Origin of the sequence: Hymenobacter elongatus (assembly GCF_004745955.1) — a bacterium.
Classification (GTDB): Bacteria; Bacteroidota; Bacteroidia; order Cytophagales; family Hymenobacteraceae; genus Hymenobacter; species Hymenobacter elongatus.
This window is the reverse complement of sequence record NZ_SRLD01000003.1, coordinates 155,455-178,739: the sequence shown is the minus strand read 5'-3', so window position 1 is coordinate 178,739 and position 23,285 is coordinate 155,455. Positions and strand designations below refer to the sequence as shown.

The 23,285-nt window shown below is 59.1% G+C and carries 22 protein-coding genes; 8 read left to right on the top strand and 14 right to left on the bottom strand.

The genetic code is table 11. The features are described from left to right. Positions 1–178 precede the first annotated feature (178 nt). Positions 179–853, bottom strand: coding sequence for an N-acetylmuramoyl-L-alanine amidase (locus tag E5J99_RS03050; protein ID WP_135496241.1), 675 nt, complete (start codon positions 851–853; stop codon positions 179–181). Between the two features lie 339 nt (positions 854–1,192). After that, complete coding sequence (locus E5J99_RS03045; protein WP_135496240.1) at positions 1,193–2,260, bottom strand: hypothetical protein; 1,068 nt, start codon at positions 2,258–2,260, stop codon at positions 1,193–1,195. Positions 2,261–2,625: 365 nt separating this feature from the next. Here E5J99_RS03045 and E5J99_RS03040 point away from each other — a divergent pair, with 365 nt between their 5' ends. Further along, positions 2,626–3,339: a head GIN domain-containing protein gene (locus E5J99_RS03040; protein WP_135496239.1), complete on the top strand. Its 714-nt coding sequence runs from the start codon at positions 2,626–2,628 to the stop codon at positions 3,337–3,339. A gap of 245 nt (positions 3,340–3,584) precedes the next feature. Here E5J99_RS03040 and E5J99_RS03035 read toward each other — a convergent pair whose 3' ends face one another. Continuing rightward, positions 3,585–4,226 (bottom strand): helix-turn-helix transcriptional regulator, encoded by a 642-nt coding sequence (locus tag E5J99_RS03035; RefSeq protein ID WP_135496238.1) that lies wholly within the window; start codon positions 4,224–4,226, stop codon positions 3,585–3,587. Between the two features lie 320 nt (positions 4,227–4,546). On the opposite strand from E5J99_RS03035, the gene E5J99_RS03030 reads away from it, so the two are divergent. After that, entirely contained in the window at positions 4,547–5,002 is a 456-nt protein-coding gene (locus tag E5J99_RS03030; RefSeq protein WP_135496237.1) for a hypothetical protein, read from the top strand. Between the two features lie 104 nt (positions 5,003–5,106). Here E5J99_RS03030 and E5J99_RS03025 read toward each other — a convergent pair whose 3' ends face one another. Further along, complete coding sequence (locus E5J99_RS03025; RefSeq protein ID WP_167851953.1) at positions 5,107–5,562, bottom strand: DUF2141 domain-containing protein; 456 nt, start codon at positions 5,560–5,562, stop codon at positions 5,107–5,109. A 422-nt stretch (positions 5,563–5,984) separates the two neighbouring features. Between E5J99_RS03025 and E5J99_RS03020 the strand changes: the two genes are divergently transcribed. Both E5J99_RS03020 and E5J99_RS03015 read left to right on the top strand, forming a co-directional pair. Beyond that, positions 5,985–6,977, top strand: a complete 993-nt coding sequence (locus E5J99_RS03020) for a glycoside hydrolase family 43 protein (protein ID WP_135496235.1) — start codon at positions 5,985–5,987, stop codon at positions 6,975–6,977. 147 nt (positions 6,978–7,124) lie between these two features. Beyond that, positions 7,125–7,655, top strand: coding sequence for a DUF2911 domain-containing protein (locus E5J99_RS03015; RefSeq protein ID WP_135496234.1), 531 nt, complete (start codon positions 7,125–7,127; stop codon positions 7,653–7,655). A 59-nt stretch (positions 7,656–7,714) separates the two neighbouring features. Here E5J99_RS03015 and E5J99_RS03010 read toward each other — a convergent pair whose 3' ends face one another. Both E5J99_RS03010 and E5J99_RS03005 read right to left on the bottom strand, forming a co-directional pair. Beyond that, positions 7,715–8,029, bottom strand: a complete 315-nt coding sequence (locus E5J99_RS03010; protein WP_135496233.1) for a hypothetical protein — start codon at positions 8,027–8,029, stop codon at positions 7,715–7,717. A gap of 333 nt (positions 8,030–8,362) precedes the next feature. Next, a complete protein-coding gene (locus tag E5J99_RS03005; RefSeq protein ID WP_135496232.1) occupies positions 8,363–10,168 on the bottom strand; it encodes a M61 family metallopeptidase in 1,806 nt (601 codons plus the stop codon). 429 nt (positions 10,169–10,597) lie between these two features. On the opposite strand from E5J99_RS03005, the gene E5J99_RS03000 reads away from it, so the two are divergent. Together E5J99_RS03000 and E5J99_RS02995 are read left to right on the top strand one after the other, a co-directional pair. Further along, positions 10,598–12,778 (top strand): T9SS type A sorting domain-containing protein, encoded by a 2,181-nt coding sequence (locus E5J99_RS03000; protein WP_135496231.1) that lies wholly within the window; start codon positions 10,598–10,600, stop codon positions 12,776–12,778. A gap of 346 nt (positions 12,779–13,124) precedes the next feature. Next, on the top strand, positions 13,125–13,832 hold the full coding sequence (locus tag E5J99_RS02995) for an SOS response-associated peptidase (protein WP_245318677.1): 708 nt from the start codon (positions 13,125–13,127) through the stop codon (positions 13,830–13,832). On the opposite strand, the gene E5J99_RS02990 is transcribed toward E5J99_RS02995, so the two are convergent. From E5J99_RS02990 to E5J99_RS02960, 7 genes are all read right to left on the bottom strand, one after another. Continuing rightward, entirely contained in the window at positions 13,829–14,062 is a 234-nt protein-coding gene (locus tag E5J99_RS02990; protein WP_135496230.1) for a hypothetical protein, read from the bottom strand. The genes E5J99_RS02995 and E5J99_RS02990 overlap by 4 nt on opposite strands. A gap of 160 nt (positions 14,063–14,222) precedes the next feature. Further along, positions 14,223–14,498, bottom strand: a complete 276-nt coding sequence (locus E5J99_RS02985; protein ID WP_135496229.1) for a hypothetical protein — start codon at positions 14,496–14,498, stop codon at positions 14,223–14,225. Between the two features lie 111 nt (positions 14,499–14,609). Continuing rightward, positions 14,610–14,963, bottom strand: coding sequence for a hypothetical protein (locus E5J99_RS02980; protein ID WP_135496228.1), 354 nt, complete (start codon positions 14,961–14,963; stop codon positions 14,610–14,612). 192 nt (positions 14,964–15,155) lie between these two features. Further along, positions 15,156–16,745: a DUF1501 domain-containing protein gene (locus E5J99_RS02975; protein ID WP_167851952.1), complete on the bottom strand. Its 1,590-nt coding sequence runs from the start codon at positions 16,743–16,745 to the stop codon at positions 15,156–15,158. 123 nt (positions 16,746–16,868) lie between these two features. Continuing rightward, complete coding sequence (locus E5J99_RS02970) at positions 16,869–18,593, bottom strand: DUF1800 domain-containing protein (RefSeq protein ID WP_135496227.1); 1,725 nt, start codon at positions 18,591–18,593, stop codon at positions 16,869–16,871. A gap of 294 nt (positions 18,594–18,887) precedes the next feature. Next, positions 18,888–20,048, bottom strand: a complete 1,161-nt coding sequence (locus E5J99_RS02965) for a S1C family serine protease (RefSeq protein ID WP_135496226.1) — start codon at positions 20,046–20,048, stop codon at positions 18,888–18,890. Between the two features lie 43 nt (positions 20,049–20,091). After that, positions 20,092–20,679 (bottom strand): RNA polymerase sigma factor, encoded by a 588-nt coding sequence (locus E5J99_RS02960; RefSeq protein WP_135496225.1) that lies wholly within the window; start codon positions 20,677–20,679, stop codon positions 20,092–20,094. 134 nt (positions 20,680–20,813) lie between these two features. On the opposite strand from E5J99_RS02960, the gene E5J99_RS02955 reads away from it, so the two are divergent. Both E5J99_RS02955 and E5J99_RS21985 read left to right on the top strand, forming a co-directional pair. Continuing rightward, positions 20,814–21,059: a hypothetical protein gene (locus tag E5J99_RS02955; RefSeq protein ID WP_135496224.1), complete on the top strand. Its 246-nt coding sequence runs from the start codon at positions 20,814–20,816 to the stop codon at positions 21,057–21,059. Positions 21,060–21,334: 275 nt separating this feature from the next. Beyond that, entirely contained in the window at positions 21,335–21,463 is a 129-nt protein-coding gene (locus E5J99_RS21985) for a hypothetical protein (RefSeq protein ID WP_262712962.1), read from the top strand. Between the two features lie 8 nt (positions 21,464–21,471). Here the strand turns inward: E5J99_RS21985 and E5J99_RS02950 are convergent, their stop codons facing one another. After that, a complete protein-coding gene (locus tag E5J99_RS02950; protein ID WP_135496223.1) occupies positions 21,472–23,271 on the bottom strand; it encodes a hypothetical protein in 1,800 nt (599 codons plus the stop codon). Positions 23,272–23,285 lie beyond the last annotated feature (14 nt).

The window sequence follows — 23,285 nt, the reverse complement described above, 5'->3', positions numbered from 1 at the left end:
CCAACGGCGCACAGCGGGTCTTGACCTTGCGCGTCTGCGCGATGAGTAACCGATGGCAGCTGGTACGCCAACACATTGAACCCTTCAACACGGCCAGGGCGGCGTAGCGACAATTTGGGTTGCACCCCTTTGGATTGATCTTGATACTCATGGCATACTGGTGTAGTAGATGACTCGCCTATTGGTGCGTCGGGTAGTCTGGGAGAGACAGGAATAGGTTCTTGCGCATTAGGTTTTCACTGTCCTGCCCTCGCGAGCTGCGGACAGTGTTCGTAGAGGCTACCTCAAACACATGTTCCCCGGCGTGGCGCTTAACTAGCTCAGCCTGCACGGCGGCAACCACACTGGCCTTCGATACATTCTTTCCCGGACAACCCTTGTGCGTGGTAACCGGGTCTTCCTTATGCAGCTTGATAGTGGTTGGGTCGAGGCCCAGCACGGCGGAGAGGGTGGCCAGCGCAGCAATGGTATTTTGCTGCACGCTTTTGCCGCGGCCAGTAGCAAAAGGCTCAGTGGCATACTCGCCCAGCATCTCTACGCCCAGGGTAAGCTTATTCCAGGCAGGTGAGTGCACTCCGGACACCGTCAGGGGAGTGAATACCCAAATGAGCTTGTCGTCGATAAATAGGTGCGGTCCGGCACTCCAGTTCTGGATATCCCGGTAATAGTGTTCCAGGTCAAGCATGTGCTGCCGCCGGAAGCCGTTGGGTCGTTGCGCTAGCGAGGGCACGCTGGTATTGTGAAGAACCAGGAAGCTAGGGCGCCAGCTTTGCCAGACTAATGTGTGGCAATACGTGTCAAACTCAGCCGGCATGAAGCCAGCTCCGACAATGCCTTTCCAACGAATAGCCATGCAAATAGAGTGTAACGTGAGACGAAAGGTGGGTTGGAAATCAAGAGGTCGTTAGCAGCTGATTTCCGGCAAGGAAGCATAAGCCCAGACTAGGAAAGCCTGGCCTGTCAAGGCACGGCAGAACACTCCACAAACCTCCACAGTAGGAAGCAAGAGCCCCTCCGTGCTACCACTGAATTGTAAGCCGGCGGGAATGAATAACGGACTGGCTCAGCAGTAGCTGAGTAGTGCTGTGCGGCCAGATGGAAGGATCCTCTATATCAGCTCAAGCCATTGTGGTGGCCACTTTTTGAACCCAAAAAGAACCTTTGCAGCCATTCCTGGCGCAGTAGAAACCGCTTACTGATTGCTTGCCACCGCCGGTGCAGCCGCTGGGTCTGTAGGAGTAGAAGTATTGACTGCCGGGGGTGGAGAAGGAGCGACTATCGGCAGTTTGCTGCGTTCCAGTTGATCGTAGTACTCCGTAAGATCTCTCAGCAGGGCAGGGTCGCGCAGCTTGCCAAGGCGTGGCGGCATCATGGCTAGCACACAATCAATAGTATCCTGTTCGTTCTTGATTTCTCTTCCTTTTGAAGGAATGCTGCCATTGGCAATGGCCTTGCTAATGGCAGTATTCCACTTCGCGACATCTATTTCGATGGCCACGATGCTACCGTCTTTGGTCGATACCTGGGGTTTGAAAATAGTTGGGTACGCTTTCAGAGCGCTGACAATAAAAGAAGAGGACCAGTCGGGGGCCAGCACATTGTTGATGGTACTGAAATAGACCTGCCGGGCCGGCAGCGCCGTGCGCCGGTACTGGGCAATAATCTGCGAGCTGCAGCGGTACAAGTCGGCGCAAAGTGTGTCGCGCACAGGAGAGCCGGCACGCAGCTTAAAGCCCAGGCTGCTGTGGTCGAAGGCCATCAATTCCAGATCCTCATCCTGGTTTTCTTGTCCTATTTCCAGTAATAGCCTATCCAGTCTGGAATCGTTCAAGGCTATTGCAGAGTTACTGGCTCGGTGGGCGGGGTCACTTATGCCAAACTGCTGTCGGATCTGTAGTAAGCTTATTCGTTCCCAACCGTTGGTCTTGAGCAGGTAGATCACAGAATCATGCAGGGCAGTTCGTGCCTGCTTTTTGCCACCCTGCATGATCAACCAGCTGCCAAATACCACAGCAAAGCAGGCTACGATGATGGCAATATCCACTCGTTTTCTAGCGGGTGGTTCAGTAGGAAGCAAGGTGGTCTTTCCTAATAAGGTGTAGAAAGTGCCCAGTAGCACTACTGTAACTCCCAAGCATACCAGAAACAGCTCGCCACTGGGGGCAAACCATACGTAATCGGTGAGGGCACCTGCGGTAGGCAGGTCAAAATCCAGGCCGGGAAGTACATTGATTAGTATCCCGAGTGCTGCTATTGACATGTTGTGGTAGCGTTGAGGCCAGCTAGGTGAATTCGAAGTTGTTCATAAGGCTTCAAATTGAACTCCGCGCTACCACTGAATTTTAGCCTTGCTACGGGGAGAATACTGTTCGGCGAAATTGGTCAGCATCCCGAGATGAATGACTCGGTTCATCAGGATGTGGAAAGTGAGTAACGAGACTATCAGCCTGAACTTAGCGAAGCGTGACGGTTAAAAAAGGCGAACTACTTCCCCAAGCATTATTGCTCACAGATCCTAGCTCATTGCTGAAAATGGCTACTGGTCTATAGGTAGAGAATACTTTAGGCAACGCCTGCGGCTCCTGACGCATCTCTCGGCTCTGAACCCCCAAGCCCCCAACTACCATGAAAATCTCCATTCTCACCCTGCTCCTCGGAACCGTCCTGCTGAGCGCCACAACCGCCCCGGCTCAAGTAAAGCAAACCCGCCCGGTCGAGGCCTTCCAGGCTGTGCAGACCGGGGGCGGCATTGATGTATTTCTGACCCAGGGGCCCACGGCCGCCGTGGTGGTGGATGCGGCCGGCGCGGCCCAGTCCCACATCCTGACCACCGTGAAAAATGGCACCTTGGTAATTGGCTGGGAGCCAAACTACTCCTGGAAAAAGATGCTGCCGGGCAAAAGCACGGGCAAAGTCAGCGTCTACATCACCTGCCCCAGCCTGAGGGCTCTCTCGGTGAGCGGCGGCTCCGATGCCCGGGGCGAAACGTCTTTCACCACCGATGATATGCGTCTTACGGCCAGCGGTGGCGGTGATATTCACCTCGCGCTCACGGCCAAAGCCCTGACCAGCAACGCCACCGGCGGCAGCGATATCACCGTGGCGGGCCGCGCCGAGCGCCAGAAGGTATCGGTGAGCGGCGGCAGCAACTACCACGCCTTCGGCCTGCAAAGCACCGCTGCCGAGGTGAGCGCCAGCGGTGGCAGCGACGCCGACGTTTCGGTCGATGGCGAGCTGAAGTCGACCACTTCGGGTGGCAGCGGGGTGCGCTACAAAGGCACCGCCCGCTTGGTCAGCTCCCAGGCCAGCGGTGGCAGCAGCACCCGGCCGGCGCGCTAGCGTGCCGCTGGCCCGGGCCGAGTGCTTCAGCAGCCTTTGGTTCGGAGATTATTTGAACTATGGTTGCCGCTGCAAGTAGTTGCTATGAAGCTATTCAGGAGGTCTATCGAACGTCATGCTGAGCAAAGTCGAAGCATCTCGCGTGCAATGGTAAATTGATTACTACTGCACGCGAGATGCTTCGACTTTGCTCAGCATGACGTTCGATAGACTTCCGAGACAGCTTCTATAGCATCGTGAGCCGGCTACGTGGTCCCTACCCAGCCTTCGCGCATTGCCTGCACCACCAGCCCTACCAGTGTCCGGGCTCCGGTTTTTTGCAGCAACGCCCGGCGGTGACTCTCCACGGTGCGTACGCTGAGGCTAAGCTGATCGGCTATTTGCTGGTTGCAACAATCGGCCACGACCAGGCGCAGCACCTCCAGCTCCCGCCGGCTGAAGGGCGTGGGTGGCTCGCCGCCGCGCGTGGTTCTGGCCGATGCCGTGGGTTGCAGGCCGCCACCGGAGTCAGCACTCAGCAGATGGCCAACGGCTAGCAGTACGGCCTCCGGGGCCGAGTGGCGCGAGAGCAGGGCCAGCCGGTGAGTGGCCTGCAACACTTGGCGCAATACAGGGGAGAGACGCTGGCCCGTAAGTAGCAGCAGCTGCTGATTGGAGCGGGCAATGAGCAAGAGCTCCAGCAGCTTCGGCAGGGGCGGATCGGGGAGCAGCGCATCTACCACCACGAGGCCGTAGGGCTGCCGCCGGAGCAGGCCGGGAGCCTGGCAGGCATCCGCCGTCAGCGTAAAGCTCACGGCCGGCCAGGCTTGCTGGAGTGTGAGCAGCAGCCCGTGCCGGTAGAGCGTGGGTGGGGCAATAATCAGGACGGCCCCCAAAGTCGAATGCATGGCGTAGGCGCGGGTTTATAGCATAAAAACAGCAGTGTAGGTTGACAATAGGTTGGTAGTAAAATTGGGAGCGGGGGTACTGCGCAGAAGATAGGTACCTAAGGTGACGAAATAATGGCGCATATACAATATTTTGAATTGCTATATTAATAAATAGTAAAGCAATATTTATATCGTGCCAATTCAGTAGAGGAGTCTGTCCAACTTATAGGATATATCAAGTACAAGTGGGGGAATGCGCAAAGCGTTACCCTGGCACCAGAAGCTGGAATAAAGCGCTATATTCATCTGCCTGATTTACACGCCTTGTTTCTTTGCGAATGCAGCCTGTGCCAACCGCCGATTTTTTGCAGCTTATTCACCGTCCTGAGCTGCAGATGCTGATTGCCCGTTGGATGCGGCAAACGACTGCCGAGGAAATGCGCGCCGGCTACCAGCACCTGCTGCGTACGGCCCTGGAGCACAACTGCCGGCTCTGGCTGGTAGATGCCCGCCGCCGCGACCATTCCAACAAGGAAGGCACGCCCTGGATGATTGAAACCTTCTTCCCACAAGTTGCCCAGCGCATGGGCCCATCGGTGTACATGGCCTACCTGTTTGCGCCCGCCCACCTGCGCGATATCGAAGCCGATGCGGCCGTGCCGACCCTGCATTTCTTCGACGACCGGCCCTACCATCTGCAGCGCTTCCTGGAAGAGCGTACCGCCATGGAATGGTTGGCCGCTTGCCGGCTGCAGCTGGCCCAAGTGCCGCAGCCCGGACCTGCTCAGCGGTAAACGGCCGCTTAGCCATTGCTGATTTTAGCGGGCCATTAAAACAAAAAAAACGGCCCGGCCGCACGAAGCAGCCGGGCCGAATACAGCTCGTAAGGCCGCAGGCGCTACTTTTTCATGGAGATGGTAACCACCTTGGCCGCACCGCTCACCATGAATTTGCACTCGTCGAAAGCCGGGGCCGCCAGTGTGGGCCGCACGTTATTCGAGAAGGCATACGGTTCGGTTGGGATGCCCAGAAAGTTCTTGTCCACCAGGTCGTTGTTGTTCGTGTCCTGGGTGAGGGCCACGGCCCATTCGCCGTTGGGCAAGTCGACGGGCAAGGTAATCTGCTTGCTGCCGGCGGGCTTCACGTATTTGAGCAGCGTGTAGCTGCCGCGCTTCAAAAAATTGTCTTTGATATTGTAGAAGTACAGCTTCACCGTGGCCTTGGTGGAAGGCAAATCGGTGACGATAACGCTGACCAGAGAAGTAGCAACAGGCCGGGGCGCGGCGTTAGGGGTGGTCCAGGCACTTACGACGGCACTGCCAGCGCTCAGCAGCGCTACTTGAAAAGACATCATAGAGAGCAGGATAGGTGTAGTGAAAAGAAAGATCAGGAACCAAGCGGCCCACAGAACGGCCACCCGCAAGATCAGGAAAGATACGCCTGCCAACAACCCTGGAGGGCCTTCGGGTGCCTGGGTAGACACGAGGCCGGATGAATAAGTTTCGTGCCCGGCTGTGGTGGACGCCCGTCGGAGGATAGCCAGGACCATGGAAAGCAAGTGTCTGGCCCGGGTTTCTGCCCGCGACGTTGCCGCCTGCGAAGCCAGTAGGGTGCGGCTTGGCAGCAGTGAGCAGCCTATGCTATCTGTCTTTGCGAACACCCACTCGGCGCAGGTGCAGCTGGTGTGGCCGCCCGCCCAGCTGCTACAGCAGTGGGTACCATCATCTTCCTGGCCCCGATGCCGTAGAACAGCAAGTGCTTTAACACCCTGCGCCCATGGTAGCTGCCACGTATCAGAATCCGATAGTAGACGAGGACTTTGCGGACCCAACCATTATCCGGGCCGCCGATGGCTGGTACTACGCCTACGGCACCCAAACCAAATTCCACGGTCAGATTATCAACATGCAGGTGGCCCGGTCCCGGGACTTGGTGCACTGGGAGCGGCTGGCCGATGCGTTGCCCCAGAAACCCGCCTGGGCCAGCACTACCCAAAAGCTATGGGCCCCGCACGTAAGCGAGCACGCGGGGCGCTACTATATGTACTACTCGGCTCTGCCCAACGATGCGGAGGATTATTGCCTGGCCGTAGCTACAGCCGAAAACCCCGCCGGGCCTTTCACAGATAGTGGCCGGCCGCTGCTGTGCGGCCCGGGCTTTCTGAATATCGACCCCATGGCCTTCGACGACCCGGCTACCGGGCAGCGGCTGCTGTACTGGGGCTCGGGCTTCGGGCCGCTGCTGGTGCGCGCGCTGGCCCCCGACCGGATTTCTTTTGCTCCGGGCAGCAGAGCGCAGGAGTTGGTGCAGCCAGTCATCAACGAGGACCCTGACAACTACCAGCGGCTACTCGAAGGCAGTTGGGTGGTGCTGCGCGAGGGCTGGTATTTTCTGTTTTATTCCGGCAACAACTGCTGCGGCCCCGATGCCCACTACGGCGTGATGGTAGCCCGCGCCCGCCACGCCACGGGCCCCTTCGAAACCCTGGCTCAGGCTCTGGGGCATGGCCACAGCATCATTCTGGAAACCAACCAGCACTGGCGTGCGCCCGGCCACAACTGCGTCGTGACCGATGCTGCCGGCCAGGACTGGCTGGCCTACCACGCCATCGATCCGCAGCAGCCCACTTTTGACGCCATCGACGATGCCCAGGGCTACTCGCGGCGCGTGCTGCTGCTCGACCGGCTGGAGTACCACGGCGGCTGGCCCCGGCTGGCCAGCCCAGCGGCACCGTCGCGCACGCCGCAGCCGGCCCCGGTCACCAGCTGACTCAGGCGCTGGCAAGCCCCCGGTATAGCCGGGTGCGGCTAGCATTTGTTTGGTACTTATCGAAAGCAACGTACTGGCTGCCACGCGCGACTTTGAGCAATGCCAGGCTACTGGATATTCCTTTCACCCTTTTTTACGCTCTTGATTATGAAAAACAGCCGTCCGCTTTTCACCCTGACCCTGCTAATGAGCCTGTGGGCCACTTCTCTGGGCTGGGCGCAGTCGATGCCCGCTACCAAGGCTGCCCCGGCCAGCCCACCGGCCACGGCCACGGGTAAGATTGGCGCCGCTACCGTAACCGTCAAATACAACAGCCCCAGCGTAAAGGGCCGGCCGATATATGGCAGCCTGGTGCCCTACGGCCAGGTATGGCGGGCTGGGGCCAACGAGGCTACGACCGTGGAGTTCAGCAAAGACGTGATGGTGCAGGGCAAAAAGCTGCCCGCCGGCACCTATGCTTTCTTCGCCATTCCTACGGAGAAGGAGTGGACCGTTATTTTCAACAAAACGGCCAAGCAGTGGGGCTCTTTCAAATACGATGAAAAGCAGGACGCCCTGCGCGTAATGGCTACCCCGCGCAAAGCGGCCGCCATGACCGAGCAGTTGGCCTACATAGTGACCAAGGACGGCCTGGTGCTGCGCTGGGAAAACCTGGAGCTGCCGGTGGCCATCAAATAAACGGCGTCTGAACGCTGGTGAAACGCCCCGGCCGGCCCGCCGGACGGGGCGTTTCGGTTTCAGTCCTGGCCCGGGGCGGAGGAAGCTAGCCACACTTCCGTGCCGGGCGGCAGCGGCGGTGCGTGGGGCAGCTGGAGCAGCAGCGCATATTCGGCGGGTGGAGCCGGCGCATCAGCAGGAGCGGCGCGCGTAATTTCCTCAACGCTGGCCGTCGTGGCGGCTTGCTGGCCATCGGCAAAAACCAGGCGTACTGCCAACGTCGTGTGCGGCCCAAACTGGCGAAGTGCCTGCCCTCGGTCGTCGCCCCGCACGAACACACCCAGGCCGGTGAGCACGAAGCTGGACTCGACGGTTAGCAGCTTTTCGGTTTTCATACTATAGCGGGAGGTTGAACTGGGCGACGGGTGTGGTAGCGCTACTTACCAGGAACCCGATGCGAAGGATGCAAAAAAGCCCTGGCCGTCGTGACAGGCTTGTCCTTACCCACATCTTTTCCAGCGGCTGCAATGAAGCTTTCACGCAGGGTCCCGCAGTGTTAAAGCGCAGTGTCCCGCCGTATTTTTGCTGAATGGCACTGCGAGACACGGCGCTCTACCCCTGCGGGACCCTGCGTGAAGCACATTCGGGCAAGCCCGCCAAAGATGTGGGTAAGGACAAGGCCGTCGTGACAGGCAGGGCTTTTTGCTGGGTTTGGATAACGGTGCGGGCTACAGGTTTTTCAGCCAGGCCTGCCGCAATGCCAGCTGGGCCGGTGTGGCATCGGGCAGCACGGCGAAGTCGTAGCGCTTAATTTCCTGCTGCTCCACCAGGCGGCAGCGCACTTTCTTCTCGGCTCCGTCGTGGCGTATAGTGAGCTCATATTCCTCGTTGGGCTTGCGCGCCTTTAGCTCCGTCAGGGCCTGGCGGAGGGTGGAGGGCGTAATAGCAGTAGTGCCGTACGCCAGCAGCTGGTCGCCGGAGGTAATGCCACAGTCCCGCAGATTGCTGGATACGGCATCGAAAAGGACGGCGTTTCCATTGACAGTAAACGAAACGCTGGTAGCGCCCAGAGCCGTAACCGGCCGGCCGGTATGTAGTACTGGGGTGTAGCCAATTCCCACGTTGGCGTAGTATTTCCGCAGCGGCAGCGGCTCGGCCTGCTTCACGTAGCGGGCGAAGAAGTCCCCGATTTCAGGGTAGGTAAGCTTGGTGAAGTCGTCGAAGAAGGTCTTCTCGCTGAATGGCTTGTTGGGGCCGTAGCGCTTGGTCAGCTCGTTCATTACTTCCCGCAGCCCCCGCTCGCCGCCGCTCAGCTCTAGTAGGCGCAGGTCGAGCAAGGCGGCCGTCATGGCACCGCGTTGGTAGATATTGTTGTACTGGCGCTGCCCTTCGTCGCTGAACGACAGCAGGCCCAGCTTGCTGAGCGAGTACGTCGTATCAGCCTGAGTGTGGTCGTAGGCCACTTTGCCCGACAACTCCTTCAGGTACTCTTCCAGCGGCGTCAGGCCGCCACGGAGCTTCATCATGCCCGAGGCCCATTCCGTGGTGCCCTCATACAGCCACAAATGCTCGGAGCCAGTGGGCTGCACGAAGTTGAACTGCTCAATAACCTCGGAGTGGATGTTGAGCGGCGTCACGACATGAAAAAACTCGTGGGCCGCGATGCTGGTAATCTGGCTGGCCGATTCGGGCGTCAGGGGCGTTTCGCGCAGCACGTACTCCGAGCTGTAAGAGTGCTCCCAGGCCCCGTTGCTCTGGTCGTCGAAATGGTAGAGGAAGGTGTAGCGCTTCACGGGTAGCTGCACCAGAAACGCCTGGGCGGCACTCAGCATGGTTTGCATGTAGCCCAGCAAGGGCTCGGCCTTCACCTGGTCGGTCTTGGAATAGCAGTATACGGCCACTTCCGCGTCGCCCAGCTTGGTTTTGGCCTCCGTCAGGCGGCCCAGCAGAAACGGCGAATCGACGGCGTGGTCGTAGCTTTTGGCCGCGTAGTAGCCGTGCGCATCGGCCGTCAGCGGCGTGCCTACTTTCCAGCCGGCGGGGTAGTTCAGCTTGATGCGCATGGGTTTGCCCTGCCAGCCTTGCAAGTAGCCGAAGATACCCTGGCCGTTCAGCAGCGCGTGGTCGGCCTCGAGCGACGTGCCGCACATGCGGTATACGCGGTGCTCCTGCACGGGCGTGTCCCAGGTTTCGGCAATGGTGTAGCGGATGGCGCGGGTCTTTTCGGGCTGTTGCAGTTGCCACTGGTTGGTAGAGAGCTGCTTAACTGCCAGCGGCTTATTTCCGGCATCGAAGGCCTCGAACTTGCGCACAAAGCGGCCAATGTCCATCACTTGGTAGGTGCCCGGCGCAGTGGCGGCAAACTGGTAGATGCTCTGCTCTTTGCCCAGCTTGGGCACCTCCAGCCGCACCTCAAACAAGTCCTGGGTCGTAGGGTCGATACTTACCGTGTAGGTTAGCGGCTTCTGGGCGTAGGCTACGGACGTGGCTATCAGCAGGGTGCCAATAAGGGGTACTATACGCAAGGCATTCATAACAATGGGAGAGAGATGGTTCGGCAACGGATGCGGAAAAGAGCCAAACTGTTGCCTGCAACTGCGGCGAGCATCTCCGAAATATAGGGTCGTGGTTCTGATTGCTGGCTTCCAGTGGTGAAGTAGCCAAGCGCAAGTATAGTCTTTAATAATTCAAATAATTATATATAAAAGAGCAGCCTAAGTGTTTTTCCTGCCGCCTTTAACAAGTTCTGTTATAGCTTTTTCAGTCAGTATATATTGACTGTTAAATATAAAATAATATAACTTTTCTATAAAAATAGATAATTGCATAATGTATTTATGGTTGGAATTATCTTATAGAAAGATAGGGATAGGACGAGGTGTTGCCTTTGATAAAAGCATTTTGTTGTATTGACGCTCTATTGCAACCGCCGCTCCATCTTCTTACCATTTCAACCATGGTCTATGAAACCAAAATGTACTATTTCTGTCACCAGCGCCCGCCGTTGGTGTAAAGCCAGCCTGTTCTTCCTGGTCGGCAGTCTGGTGTGGTCGTCGGCCACCGCGCAGGTCACGCCTCCCGCTTTCCCGCGCAACGAAACCTTTAAAAACAGTACTGCCTCCAATTTCACCTTTGGGGGCGTGGCCCAGCTCACCGGCAAAGGTGGCACCGGCAACGACCCGGTTGGTAACGGCTACCTGCGCCTCACGGATGCCGTCACCAACCAGGCGGGCTTCGTTATCGACAACATCGGCTTTCCCTCGTCGGCGGGTTTCACGATTTCCTTCGAGTTCTTTTCCTACGGCGGCACTACGCCCGGAGCCGATGGCTTCAGCGTCTTTCTCGTCGATGGCGACCAACCGGCCACCGGCTTCAAAATCGGGGCCACGGGTGGCTCCCTGGGCTACGCCCAGAAAACGGTGGACCCGATTTCTCCCGGCGTTACCAAGGGTTACATCGGCATTGGCATCGATGAGTTCGGCAACTACTCCAACGGCAGCGAAGGCCGGTCGGGCGGCAGCGAGGTGCTCGATGCCACGAGCAAAGTGCCCAACGGCATTGCCATTCGCGGCGCCGGCAACGGCTCGGCTGCTACCGACTATCCGTACCTGACCGGCACCGAGCCCGGCGCCCTGGGTTTTCCCCTCGACGTGCCCACCACTCGTGCCCAGGCCGGCACCGCCGACTACCGTCGCGCCTACATCGACGTGGTGCCGACTACCGTCGCTTCCGTAACAACCTACCGGATTTCGGTGCGCATTCAGCACGGCAGCTCCGTGCGCACGGCCATCGACAACTTCCTCGTGCCCACGCCGCCGCCTACGTTGCGGCTCGGATTTTCCGGCTCTACGGGCGGCAGCACGAATATTCACGAAATTCGCAACCTGAATATCGTGCAGGTGCCCTTCGCCAACACCGACGTGGTCAGCACGCTCTACAATGTCGCCGTGCCCATCACCGTACTGGCCAACGACGTGGCGCCCGGTAGCAGCATCGACAACGCCTCTGTTGACCTGGACCCCGGCACGAGCGGTATACAAACCACATTCACCGTTGCAGGCCGAGGCGTTTTTGCTGTCGATGCCAACGGCCTGGTCACCTTTACGCCTTCCGGCACGTTTGCCGGCCCGGTGGCTATTCCGTACACGATGCGCTCTATTCTGGGCGAAGACTACACCTCCAGCCCCGCCAACATCCGCGTGACGGTGCAGGGAGCCGATGTGGCGGCCACCATCAGTGGCCCCGCCGCCGTCAGCCCCGGCGACGTCATCACCTACTCCATGACCACGGCCAACCGAGGCGTTACTACCGCCCTGAACGTGTTGCCACAGCTGCGGCTACCCACCAACCTGCCGCCCGCGCAGGTAACGGCTCCCAATGGCGTTTATGATGCAACGAGTGGCTGGGTCACGTTTTCGGCTATCAATACGCTGGCCAACGGCGCGGCTCCCATCACCAATACCGCCACGTTTACGGTGCCCGCCACGGCTCCGCCCACCATGACCAGCCAAGCCACGTCTAGCTCATCGACCGTGCCCGACCCGGTGTTGGCTAACAACAGCGCTTCGCTCAACACCAGCGTAGGCGACCCCCTGCCCGTCGTCCTGACCAGCTTCGTGGTCACGGCCGACCAGGCCGACGCGGTACTGGCCTGGAGAACCGCCTCCGAGAAAAATAACGACCGTTTTGAGGTCGAACGCTCCCTGAATGCTACCGATTTCCAGCGGGTAGCCAGCGTTGCCGGCCATGGCTCCACTGCTGCCCCTTCTACCTACCAGTATCGGGACAGGCAGGCCGGGAACTTGTCGCGCCAGCCGATCTATTACCGGCTGCGGCAGGTCGATACCGATGGCACCTCGATTTACGGCCCCGTGCGGACGGTGCAGTTTGCGGGGGCCCGCAAGCTGGCTATATCCGTCTATCCGAACCCCAGCACCGGCGCGGCCACTTTGGACCTGACCGGGCTGCCCGCCGGCGAGTTTGCCGTGCAGCTCACTGACCTCACGGGGCGCGTACTACGGCGCTACACTGCCGCCGGAGCTCAGGAGCAGCCGCTGGATGTGAGCACGCTGGCTCCTGGTGCGTATCTGGTGCAGGTGCGCGGGCAGGCCGTACAGCTCGTGTTTCCGCTGGTGCGCGACTAAGTATGGATTGGGGATTGGTGAAACCCCCGTTTGTGTCATGCTTACTCTGGCGCCCGCTTGTCGAAGCATCTCTACCACTATACTAATCAGCGTTACTCTGGCGGTAGAGTTGGTTCGACAAGCGTATGCTAAGCAAGTCAAGCATGGTATAGATGAAGCTTTTGTCGATTTTTACATAGGTTCTGACAGACCGAAGTACCGTTAGATCCTCCTCACAAACACACAAGGTCGTTGGCACTCGCCAACGACCTTGTGTGTTTGTGAGGAGGTCATAGTCGTAGGGAATGGGGCGCAAAACCCCGGCCACTGCGCTAGCGTACCCTCACATGTCCTGTTTTACCGCGAAGTGGATACTTCGCCTACTTGCTCCCAGCTTGTGTGTGGCCGTTATGCCTTCACTACCCCAGTTCCTGCCATTGAGAAACGCTTCGAGGCCAGCTTCAGGGAGCCTTTGGGGCCAACTTATAACGCGGCGCCTTCCCAGCGGCTACCCGTTATTACCAACGCGGAGCCGGGACAGGTGCAGCTGTTGCAGTGGGGCTTGCTACCGGGCTGGGTGAAAGACGTGAAAATAGCACCAAAACCCATCAATGCCCGCGCCGGGACGCTGCCCGAAAAACCGTCGTTCCGCCAGTTGCTGCAGCGCCGCCGCTGCCTGGTGTTGGCCGACAGCTTCTACGAGTGGCAGCAAACGGCACCCGCGCAAAAAGGGCCGAAGACGCCCCACCGCATTCTGCTGCGCAACGAGCAGCCATTTGCTTTTGCGGGTCTCTGGGACGAGTGGCTGGACCGGACCTCGGGTGAGCTAGTGCCCACGTTTACCATCATTACCACCGATCCTAACGCCCAAATGGCCCCGTTACATAACCGCATGCCCGTGATTTTGCCCGATCGGCAAGCAGAACTGGCGTGGCTGGACGATGGCGCGTCCGTAGCCGACCACCAGCTGCTATTGCAGCCTTATGCCGCTAGCCTCATGCGGGAGTATGTAGTCAGTGCCTTGGTTGACTCGCCTGCCAACAATGACCCCTCGGTGCTGGTATCGGCAATCTAAGCCGCCGTTGGCACCACGGCCCGAGCCGCATGGCTGCCCAACCGCCGCCGGTAGGCCGGACGCTTCTTCTTGCGCTTGCGCCGTTTGCTGGCATCCGTGCCGAAAATAGGAAACGTAGAAGCCGTGAGCGTGGTACTGTCAGACAGCACGGTTGCTGCTGGCGCTGCTACTATTTCGGCGCTATCAACGCTCAGAAAGGCGGCTAATAAAAGTAGGCTTAGCGTTTTCATATCGGTAATAGAAAGTGAATGCTGAATAGAACGTAGTGACGTTTCATGACAATAGTATAGTTTTTATAATTTAAATACAAATAAAAAACGATTTACCTCAACAAAAAGCCCTGCTGACTTACGTTGGTAGGTCAGCAGGGCTTTTTGTTGGAGCCCAGGCTTAGCGGCCCCGCATGCCGTGATGCCGACGACTCTTGCTACCCATACGTCGCTTCTTGTACTTGTATTTCTTGCGCTTGAACAGGCCCCCGTCAGCGGCGTCACCTATAGCATTGGCATCGACGATAGATACGATTGAAGGTACGGTGGTGGGGGCTGTGCCGGCTTCGGCCTGGGAGGCAGCAACAACAAGAGCTAGAACGAGGGTAACAAAAGCTTTCATGATTTGGTATTTTGGTTGGATATTTTTATCTTTTGGTGATGCAATATTAGCCAATGATATCGTATTAGTGCAATAAATTATCATCACATAAACATGTGAATGCAGAAAGCCCTGCTGAGTTGGATGGCTCCAACCCAGCAGGGCTTTTCGTGTAGCGGAGAACCACTAGTGTCCCTGGTGCTCCTGGCCTTCTTTATTGGCCTGACTGCCAGCCGCTTTGGGCTTGCTGTCCTTGAGCGGTTCAGCGGAGGTTCCTGCGTCGTCGGCTTCACTGCCGGTGTGCTCTATCGAGCGGCTTACCACTACCACGGCCACGGCGGCAATAGCGGCAATGCCCAATATCATTTGGGTGGGCGTCAGGCGCTGGGCAGCTTTCTTCAGGAGCGTGCCGCCGTGCTTCAGCAAGTCATCCATATGATCGTGGTTGCCTTGGATGAGCACATGGTAAGCGCTTTCGAAGGTGCGGGCCAGATCTTCGGGCATAATTTTCTCCAACTGTTGTTCAATCTGGGATTCCATAGCGGAAGAGTAGGTAGGTGTTCGTGGAAAAGTTGATACAGTGGTAGTGGCAAGCCACTGAAAAGCCTGTACGCAAAAAGCCGTTGGCGGGCTACCCTTTTTCCGCGAATGGGTAACATTTATGCGTTGGCCCAAGGCTGAGTAGTTGTGATTGGGCACTATCAGGCGGGAATACGCGCTTCCCGCCTGTTCCTACCGCTCCACGGCTATCAGCCGGGAGCTGGCGCGGCTGCCTTCCTGCACCTGGCAATAGTAGGCCCCCGCCGCCAAGTCGCCGGCCGGGAGCGGTAGCCGCTGCACCCCGCGCGGCAGCTGCCGGTCCAGAAGTCGCCGAACCTCGCGGCCCATCATATCGAATACCAGCACTTGCACGTGTCCGCCTTCCGATTCGAACTCCACGGTGGCCTGCTCCCGCACGGGGTTAGGATACACGCTGAAGCCCTTTACGCTCATATCGGAAGCCGTAGCCACCCCCGTGACCACACCCGGACGCAGCACCGGTACGTGCGGAAACGAGGCTCCGGGATGCGGGAGCAGGGCATCTACGGTGGCCTGCGGTACTTTAAACCAGTCCATCAGCAGGCTGCCATAAATGGCCCGGAAGTCGAACTGCATCGGCACGTTGTCGTTCACGCCGGCCGTAGCAGGCAGCACCGGGTTGGTACCGTGAATAATGGGGTTAACGCTGGTGCCAAAAACGATGAGCGGAGCCGCCGCACCGTGGTCGGTACCGAAGCTGGAGTTGGCTTTGATGCGGCGGCCAAACTCCGAAAACGTCATGCCCACGACGCGGTCCTGCACCTGCAGGCGCTGCAGGTCGTCGAGGAAGGCCTCCAGCGCCTGCGAGATTTTGCCCAGCAGCGTGGCGTGGGTGCCAGTGGCGGTGCCCCCGGTGGTCGATACCTGCCCGGCGTGCGTGTCGAAGCCGCCCAGATTGCAGACGTACACGCGGGTTTGCAGGCCACCCGCTACCAGCTGGGCCACTATCTTGAGCTGGTCGGCGAGGCTGTTCTGCCCGGCCGTGGGGTAGAGTGGCGACAGGTTTTTGGCCCGCCCCGCCGCCTGCTGAATGGCCGAGTTATAGACCTGCGTTTGCTGCACCACCTGCCGGATAAACGTCAGCTCGTGGCCGGCGGGCGTGTTGGGAGCCGTATCGACGCCCCCCGAGAGCAGCTGGTAGAACGAGGCCGTGCTGGCAATGGCCATGCCCATGTTCACGGCGGGTCCCTGCACACAGTTGCTCACCACCGAGCCAATGCTGATGGCCAGCGGATCGGGGCTTTGGGTGTTGGGGTAGCCGGTGGGGAAGCCGGGGTATTCGCCGTTCAGGTAGCGCCCGGCCCAGCCGGAGGTGATGGTCACATTCGACTCGGAAGCCGAGGTCCAGATATCGGTGGCGCGGAAGTGGGAGAAATTGGGGTTAGGGTAACCCACACTCTGCACCACCCCGATTTTGCCGCTGGTATAGAGGCTCTTGATGCCCGTCATGGCCGGGTGAAGGCCGGTGGCGGCCGTCAGCCGCAGTACCTGGGCCTCGGGAATGGCGATGCTGGCGCGGGCATTCATCAGGGCCGAATACTGGTCGAGGGGAATAACCATGTTCAGGCCGTCGTTGCCGCCGTTGAGCTGAATGAGTACCAGCACCCGGTCGGTTTGGGTGGCTGCGTTGGTCAGGGCGGCCAGCTCAGGCGAGTAGCCGTAGGCCCCAATGGGAAAGCCGCCCAGCAAAGCGGGCAGCACCGACGCTGCCGCCGTAGTCTGGAGAAAGTCTCTGCGTTTCATGGGAGAAAATCTGGAATAGTTGGGGGTACAGGGGGTGGCATTGCGGGTCTGGTAGGAGTAGCGCCAGCGGCCAACCACTGGCCAGAAGCGGCACTTCCTACAGCCCGGTTTCTGATTCCCCGACTAAGACAAATGGTATTCGGCCAGGCCCATCATGGTGCGCAGCAACGACTGGAGCTTGGTGTTGACAGCAGTTTTTTTGGCCGTGTTGGTCGGGTTGGCCAGGTAGTCCGTCCACTCTTCGGTCCACTCAAAATCGGGCAGACCGGGCAGCAGCACGTCGTTTAGAAACGTGAGCTGGGTGGCCGTGAGCGAAATCGGCAGCAGCAGCCGGGCCAGCTCCGCAATGAGCAGATTCGGGTCCTGGGCCACGTCGGTGGGCAGGCTCTGCACCAGGGCAATAGCGTCGATATTAATTTTAACGCCGTTGCGGCTGTAGCCTGCCGTGCTGATCATCTGGTCCGTAAACTGGTTGCGGCGGGGCAGCGTCACGGCATTAATCCACATTTCATGGAACTGCGGCGTTTGGTAGTAGGCTTGCCAGCCGGCCACGTTTGGTGGGTCGCCCACTACTTGCTGCTGCAGGTTGGTCACCCCATTCAGATAGTCCCACATACCGTACTGCGCCACCACGGTAGAGGCTGGCGGGAAGGCAATCTGCATCTGGCGGCCCACCGTGAGCGTAAAATCGAGCGGGCTCTTGATAAGGCAGCCCATATTCACGGCATCAAAGAAATGCTCACTCGAAAGCAGCGTGCGCAGCACCGGCGCCACGTTGTAATTGTTCTGAATCAGCAGCTGGGCCAGAGGCTCAATAACGTTCTGCTCCGTGGTGGCATCGATAACATAGTATACAAACCAGCGGTAGAGCTTGCGAACCAGAAAGCGGGCCGTTTCGGCCTGGCTGAAAATCAGGTCAACCAGCGTCTTGTATTCCTGGTCGCCGCCGTTGGTGATGGTGGCACGACCAAAAGCGGCCGAAAAAACCTTAGCCGTCGTGTCGTGGCGCGACGCCGTAAAATAGCTGTTGATGGCAAGGGAGTTGTCGCGCCAGCCCGTGAGCACGCGGGCCGCCGCCTGCACGTCGGCCTCGGTGTAGGTGGTGTAGTTGCCGTTGCCAATCAGCGGCCCTTTGCCCACCGTGAACAGCTCCAGCAGCTCCCGGCCGTAGTTTTCATTGGGTGCCGAAGCTGTGCTTTGATTTCCGTTCAGGTAGCGCAGCATGGCGGCATTCACCGTTATATCCTTGGCCAACTGCCGGATATTGCCCAGAGCATACTGCCGCAGTAGCGCCGCGTACTGGTAGCCCTGCCGCGAATCGTTGATGTCGCCGAACTCGATGACGAAGTGGTTGTGCCAGAACAGCGTCATCTTCTCCGTCAACGACAGGTTCTGGGTGAGCATCTGCCCCAGCCACCACGCCCGCAGCGACGAGCGCCGCACGCCCTCCACGTTCTGGTCGAAGGCCTGCGTCACCCAGGTTTGCCCCACCGGCACGCTGGTATCGGTCGTCGACACATTCAGGGGTGGGGCCGGGGCTGCCGGGGCCGTGAGCAGGTCGTTCACCACTTGGGTCAGCGTGCGTCCGGCGGCGGCGGCTATTTCAGTGCGGGTGGGGCCAAAGAGGGCACGCCGCAGCAGGTGCCCGGCCTGCTCACGGCCCCAGGGCCCCGTGTAGGGCGCCACGCCGGCCATAGAGCGCGCTGTAGTCGGCAGGGCCTTGTTGGCGAAGCGGCTGACGGTTTCATCCTCGCTGGGCGGGTCGGTCGCCGCGGGCCTTTCCGCCAGCGCCGTAGCCGGAGCCACCAGCACGGTGGAATTCTTGCGGAGGAAAGCTCTTCTGTCCATAAGCTGTGTGGTTGGAAAAGGGTAGAGAAGGTCGAATAAGCTCTTGTAAGGTAGGAGATTAGCCCAGTGTCAGCTATTGGGTACCTAGATAGACCAGCAGACATAGCCATAGTTTAATGCCCACTTCTACCTCTTGTTTCACTCAATCTTTTTTAGATGCCAATAGCCTCAGTTTTTGCGACGGATACGGGTTGTTAAAGCCAAAATTTTGTTTCGATTTCCTGTAGCCAGGACACAAAAAAAGTCTCACCATAGCGGTGAGACTTTTTCTGAATAGAACTGAAACAACCGGCGCTATTCGTATACTTTCACGACGAACACGTAGTCCTGGAGCTTCCGAATCTGCTGACGGCGCGAAGTGCCAGTCATTTGGCTGGTGCGCGGCATGTTGTAGGGCTGGGCCGTACCGGCAGCCGACAACGAATCCACCAGTCGCATCAGGTACGACGACTTGGTGGCGAAAGCAGCGCTCTGCATATCCATCTGCCGGCCGCTGATAATGCCGATCAGGTTGCCCCGGTCGTCGAGTAGCGGGCCGCCGCTGTTGCCGGGATTCACCGGAATCGAAATCTGATAGAAGGCCGTGTCGCCCTCAAAGCCCGAGCGGGCACTCAGCGAGCCTTCCCCGAATACGACATCTTCGCGGGGGTAGCCCAGCGTGAATACTTTCTCGCCCAGGTCGGCCGTGCCACGCTTAAAAGAGTAAGGCAGGCGGCCAAAGCCGTTGAATTTCCGGTCCTTGATGCGCAGAATAGCCAGGTCGTGCGCCACGTCGGTAAACACGGGCTCGGCACGGAAGCGCTGCCGGTCGCGGCTTTCGATCAGCAGCGAATCGGCACCCTGAATGACGTGGTAGCTGGTGACCAGGTAGCCATCGGCGGTGAGGGCAAAGCCGGTGCCGCTGAATTTGCCGGGGTTCAGCTCGCCTTCAGGCTTGGCCCCATCAATTTGGTTGATGGCCCGGTTCATCGCTTTCTGGGTTTGCTTGATGCGCTCTACCTCGCGCCGCAGCACGGTGTAGCCGTAGAGCGAAGGCCGCTGGGCGGTGCGCCACCACTCGAGCCCCAGCAGCGTGGCAAACACCGCCATAACGGCCACCGAAGCCGCTACCATCGCCGTGGCGCGGTGGGCACCCCAGAACGCACGCAGCTTGCGCTCCACGGGAGAAATGTATAGCTGCGGCATGGTAGGGATGCCCGTTTCCAGCGTTTCTCCCTCCAGCCGTACGGCCTGCTCCGCATCCATATCCGCCTGAATGGCGTGCAGCTTGCGGCGCGTAGCCAGCCGGGTGCCGTAGCCGTGCAGGGTGGTGGTAAGCTCCGTGAAATCGGCGAACTGCTGCGCAAAGTCAGCGTCGGCCGCCAGGCGGCGCTCCACATCGGCGCGGGCCGGGGCCGTAAGCCCGCCCGCACGGTAGGCTTCGAATAAGGCGTAGTAGTCGGCTTCCGTTTTCATAGCGTGGGACCGAGTGGGTGCTCGGCCGGAATACGTACATCTGCTAAAATGATTCTTCTTCCTTGTAATGGGCGAAAAATAACTTTTTCAGGCGTACCAGGCACTTGTATTTTTGATTCTTGGCATTGTCGGCATTGGTGTAGCCAAACTCCGCCGTAAGCTGCTGCATAGACTTATCCAGCAGGTAAAATCCTTCCAAAAGCGAGCGGCACGGCTCTCCCACCAGCTCCAGGGCCTCGCTCATGGTCGCGAAGCGCTGGTCGCGCTCCTCGGCCAGGGCTACATCGGCCTCGGCACCAGTTTCGAGGTAGGGTTCGTGGTCTTCCAGTCGGCCGCCGAAGCGGGTCTTCTCGGTGAGACGCTTCAGCCACAGGCGGCGGCACACGGCATAGAGGTAGGTTTTGATCTGGCAGCTTAGCTCGAGCGAGCCTTCGCGCACCTTCTCGTAAAATACCATCACGCCCTCCTGGTACACATCCTTGGCTTCGTCTTCGGTTCCGCTGTTTTGCAGAACGTAGTGCGAAATCATCGGGAAGTGCAGGCGGTAGAGCTGTGCCAGCGCCCGGTCGTCGCCGTCGCGGATAGCCGCTACGAACTCTTCATCGGTGTAGGAAGGTTGACCCTTACCCATTCGCTTTGTCGATTAATACAGTGTCAGCACTTTAGTAACCCACGAAAAGTATTTTTTCCGGGGCGGGTTACCTTCTTAAGAAGCCGGTATGAAGAAAGTTTTTCAGACTAAATTTTTTCAAACGTACCACCAAAATGAACAATCTCCTGAAGGTTTCTGCCCTGGCTCTCGTATTCGCTACTACCCTTGCTTCTTGCGAGACGAAGACTGCTGAAACCACCGAGACTACGAACGTAGAAGTTCCTGCTACCGATGCTACCACGATGACGATGGACTCGACTAGCACCACCACGACTGTAATGGCTGACTCGACGATGGCTGCTCCTGCTGCTACCACCACCGAGGCTTCGACCACGACGACCACGACCGAGCAGAAGTAATTACGCGCCGGCCCTGGCCGGCGTGCACTCTGCAAGCGGCCCGATTTTCCACCCCGGAGAATTGGGCCGTTTTTCGTTGGTGTCAAGCCAAGAGAAAATAAATAACAGATAGATTAAATATTAAATATTTTAAGTGCAATATTTGTGCCCCGGTTTCTTCGAACAACTATCTAGCAGCCTTGTCCAAGTATTCTAAGCACGCTATAAACAGCTCCATCTTTTCCAACAAAGAGGAGAGTAATTCAGCCAATAGGGGCGTTTCTGAAAAACATCGGGTGCCACCCTCTGCTACCTACCCCGATTCAGAAACCACGACGGCAGGAATAGTATTCGTCGTGGGCGAGTATGTGGTGGGCGATGCGGAGGATATGCTGCTCAACGGTCATCCGGATATTCGCTACTAAGGCTGTAGTCAGAGCTTCTCTTCCAGCCACAGGCTACCCGCCGCCAGCACGAACAGAATAAAGAACCACAACAGTGAGTAGGACTGGCTCGTTAGCGTCGGCGACGTAGAGGGTGAGGTCGATGCCTGCAGCGAAGCCGCGGCTTGCTCCCTGATTGTTCTTTCGGGGCCCTGCCAGTCGGTAGTGCCAAACACATAGAAAGCCTGCGGTGCCTGATTTGCCAGGCGTACCTGGTGCCAGCCGGGGGCGGCAGGCCATAAATGCCCAGCCTTCCATTCGGGTAGTCGTGCATCCTGCCGCAACGCCAGCGTGATAGGTGCTGTCTGCCGTAAATCTGAGACGCTGGGCTGCTGGGTAGGGAACGTGCCGGAAACCAAGCGTAACGCCACCGGCTCGTGGGCGCGCGGCCAGGCGGCCAGCACTTGCCATTGAGCCGCTGGCGCGACGGGCCGGGCCACTATTCGCAGCAACGAACCCCAATAGGCCGCATACGTGCTGGCCGCATTTTGCAGCGCCCACGGATAGGTTTGGGGCAGCACCGACACCATGACCATGCCCGCACCCAGCCGCTGCGCAGCCACCACAGGCTGCTGCCGGCCATCTGCCACTACGGGCCGGGCAGTGGCCGCCAAGCGTATGGTGGCCGGAATAAGCGTGGTGGGCTGGCCTATTTGTTGGGGCCAACGCACGGGTTGTGGGCGGTCGGTGGCGGTGGCGGCGTGGGGCACCACGGTGAAGCTGGCGCGGGCGGGCGTGGCGCGGGGCAGCGGGGCCGCGTCGCCGAGCACGATGAGTCCCAGCCCGGTGGTGCGGATAGTCGTGTTCAGGGCCTGCGTTTCGGCGGGAGCCAGCGCGGCCAGGGTGCCGGCATCAGCTACTATTACATCGTAGCGGGCGAGCAAGGAGCTGGAAACCCGGGAAAGGTCGTGGGCGGGTTGGTTGAGGAATTCGGTTTGGGTCAGACCCCGGCTAACCCCCGTGCGCAGTGCCACACGGTGCTGACGCTCGCCGAGGTGATTCTTCAAAAATTTGAACTCGAAGGAAGCCGTGCTGCTCAGCAGCAAGACTCGTAGGGGCTGAGGCGCCACTACCTCGACCGGCACGGGCTCGGCAGCCACTAGCTTACCGCCCCGCCGGGCCCGGAGCTGATAGACAGCCAAGCCGGCTGATTTGGGAAGAAAGCGTAATCGGAAACTCCCCGCCCTGGCTTTCAGCTGTACTGAATCGGTATTTTGGCCCGGCCCGCGCAGGCTAATCCAGACGGGTTGCCCGGGTTTTATGGCCGAGAAAACGCCTTCCACCAGCAGCGGCTGTCCGGCCTCCAGGCGGCGGCTCCACCCGGCTTGTTGAAAGCCCTGAAAAGCTGCTGGCTGATGCGAAATTAGCTTCACGGGTCCCAGGTTGGTCAGTTCCGTAGTCGGCAACCCCTGTCCCAGAACGTGCAGGTGCCGCAGGGCGGGGTATCGTTCCCGCAGGAGCAGCACACTGCTCAAACTCGGCGTGTCGGCGCTGGCAGTGGTGGTGCCGTAGCGCCATAGCTGCGTAGCCGGTCCTAGCTGCCGCACTATTCGCCGTAGGCTGTCGGGTTGGTAGCCGGGTGTGAGAACAACCGCTTCGTTGCTGGTTCCGCGCACGGTGTAGCGCGGCGGATTTACCATCAGCCACAGCGCCAGCACTGCCAGCCAGCCAGCGGCCAGCCGTAGCACAAGCCGTTGTCGATTGGCGCGGCGCAGGGCCGCTATGGTAAGGCCAGCGGCCAGCAGCAGGCACAGTAGCAGGAAGAGATAAAAGATGGGCGGGTGCGACATGATAGGGGAAAAGC

What these genes read in the sequence shown, in the direction of transcription:
- E5J99_RS03050 (WP_135496241.1), bottom strand. Translation starts at nt 853, where the DNA reads ATGGCTATTCGTTGGAAAGGCATTGTCGGAGCTGGCTTCATGCCGGCT.
- E5J99_RS03045 (WP_135496240.1), bottom strand. Translation starts at nt 2,260, where the DNA reads ATGTCAATAGCAGCACTCGGGATACTAATCAATGTACTTCCCGGCCTG.
- E5J99_RS03040 (WP_135496239.1), top strand. Translation starts at nt 2,626, where the DNA reads ATGAAAATCTCCATTCTCACCCTGCTCCTCGGAACCGTCCTGCTGAGC.
- E5J99_RS03035 (WP_135496238.1), bottom strand. Translation starts at nt 4,226, where the DNA reads ATGCATTCGACTTTGGGGGCCGTCCTGATTATTGCCCCACCCACGCTC.
- E5J99_RS03030 (WP_135496237.1), top strand. Translation starts at nt 4,547, where the DNA reads ATGCAGCCTGTGCCAACCGCCGATTTTTTGCAGCTTATTCACCGTCCT.
- E5J99_RS03025 (WP_167851953.1), bottom strand. Translation starts at nt 5,562, where the DNA reads ATGATGTCTTTTCAAGTAGCGCTGCTGAGCGCTGGCAGTGCCGTCGTA.
- E5J99_RS03020 (WP_135496235.1), top strand. Translation starts at nt 5,985, where the DNA reads ATGGTAGCTGCCACGTATCAGAATCCGATAGTAGACGAGGACTTTGCG.
- E5J99_RS03015 (WP_135496234.1), top strand. Translation starts at nt 7,125, where the DNA reads ATGAAAAACAGCCGTCCGCTTTTCACCCTGACCCTGCTAATGAGCCTG.
- E5J99_RS03010 (WP_135496233.1), bottom strand. Translation starts at nt 8,029, where the DNA reads ATGAAAACCGAAAAGCTGCTAACCGTCGAGTCCAGCTTCGTGCTCACC.
- E5J99_RS03005 (WP_135496232.1), bottom strand. Translation starts at nt 10,168, where the DNA reads ATGAATGCCTTGCGTATAGTACCCCTTATTGGCACCCTGCTGATAGCC.
- E5J99_RS03000 (WP_135496231.1), top strand. Translation starts at nt 10,598, where the DNA reads ATGAAACCAAAATGTACTATTTCTGTCACCAGCGCCCGCCGTTGGTGT.
- E5J99_RS02990 (WP_135496230.1), bottom strand. Translation starts at nt 14,062, where the DNA reads ATGAAAACGCTAAGCCTACTTTTATTAGCCGCCTTTCTGAGCGTTGAT.
- E5J99_RS02980 (WP_135496228.1), bottom strand. Translation starts at nt 14,963, where the DNA reads ATGGAATCCCAGATTGAACAACAGTTGGAGAAAATTATGCCCGAAGAT.
- E5J99_RS02975 (WP_167851952.1), bottom strand. Translation starts at nt 16,745, where the DNA reads ATGAAACGCAGAGACTTTCTCCAGACTACGGCGGCAGCGTCGGTGCTG.
- E5J99_RS02970 (WP_135496227.1), bottom strand. Translation starts at nt 18,593, where the DNA reads ATGGACAGAAGAGCTTTCCTCCGCAAGAATTCCACCGTGCTGGTGGCT.
- E5J99_RS02965 (WP_135496226.1), bottom strand. Translation starts at nt 20,048, where the DNA reads ATGAAAACGGAAGCCGACTACTACGCCTTATTCGAAGCCTACCGTGCG.
- E5J99_RS02960 (WP_135496225.1), bottom strand. Translation starts at nt 20,679, where the DNA reads ATGGGTAAGGGTCAACCTTCCTACACCGATGAAGAGTTCGTAGCGGCT.
- E5J99_RS02955 (WP_135496224.1), top strand. Translation starts at nt 20,814, where the DNA reads ATGAACAATCTCCTGAAGGTTTCTGCCCTGGCTCTCGTATTCGCTACT.
- E5J99_RS02950 (WP_135496223.1), bottom strand. Translation starts at nt 23,271, where the DNA reads ATGTCGCACCCGCCCATCTTTTATCTCTTCCTGCTACTGTGCCTGCTG.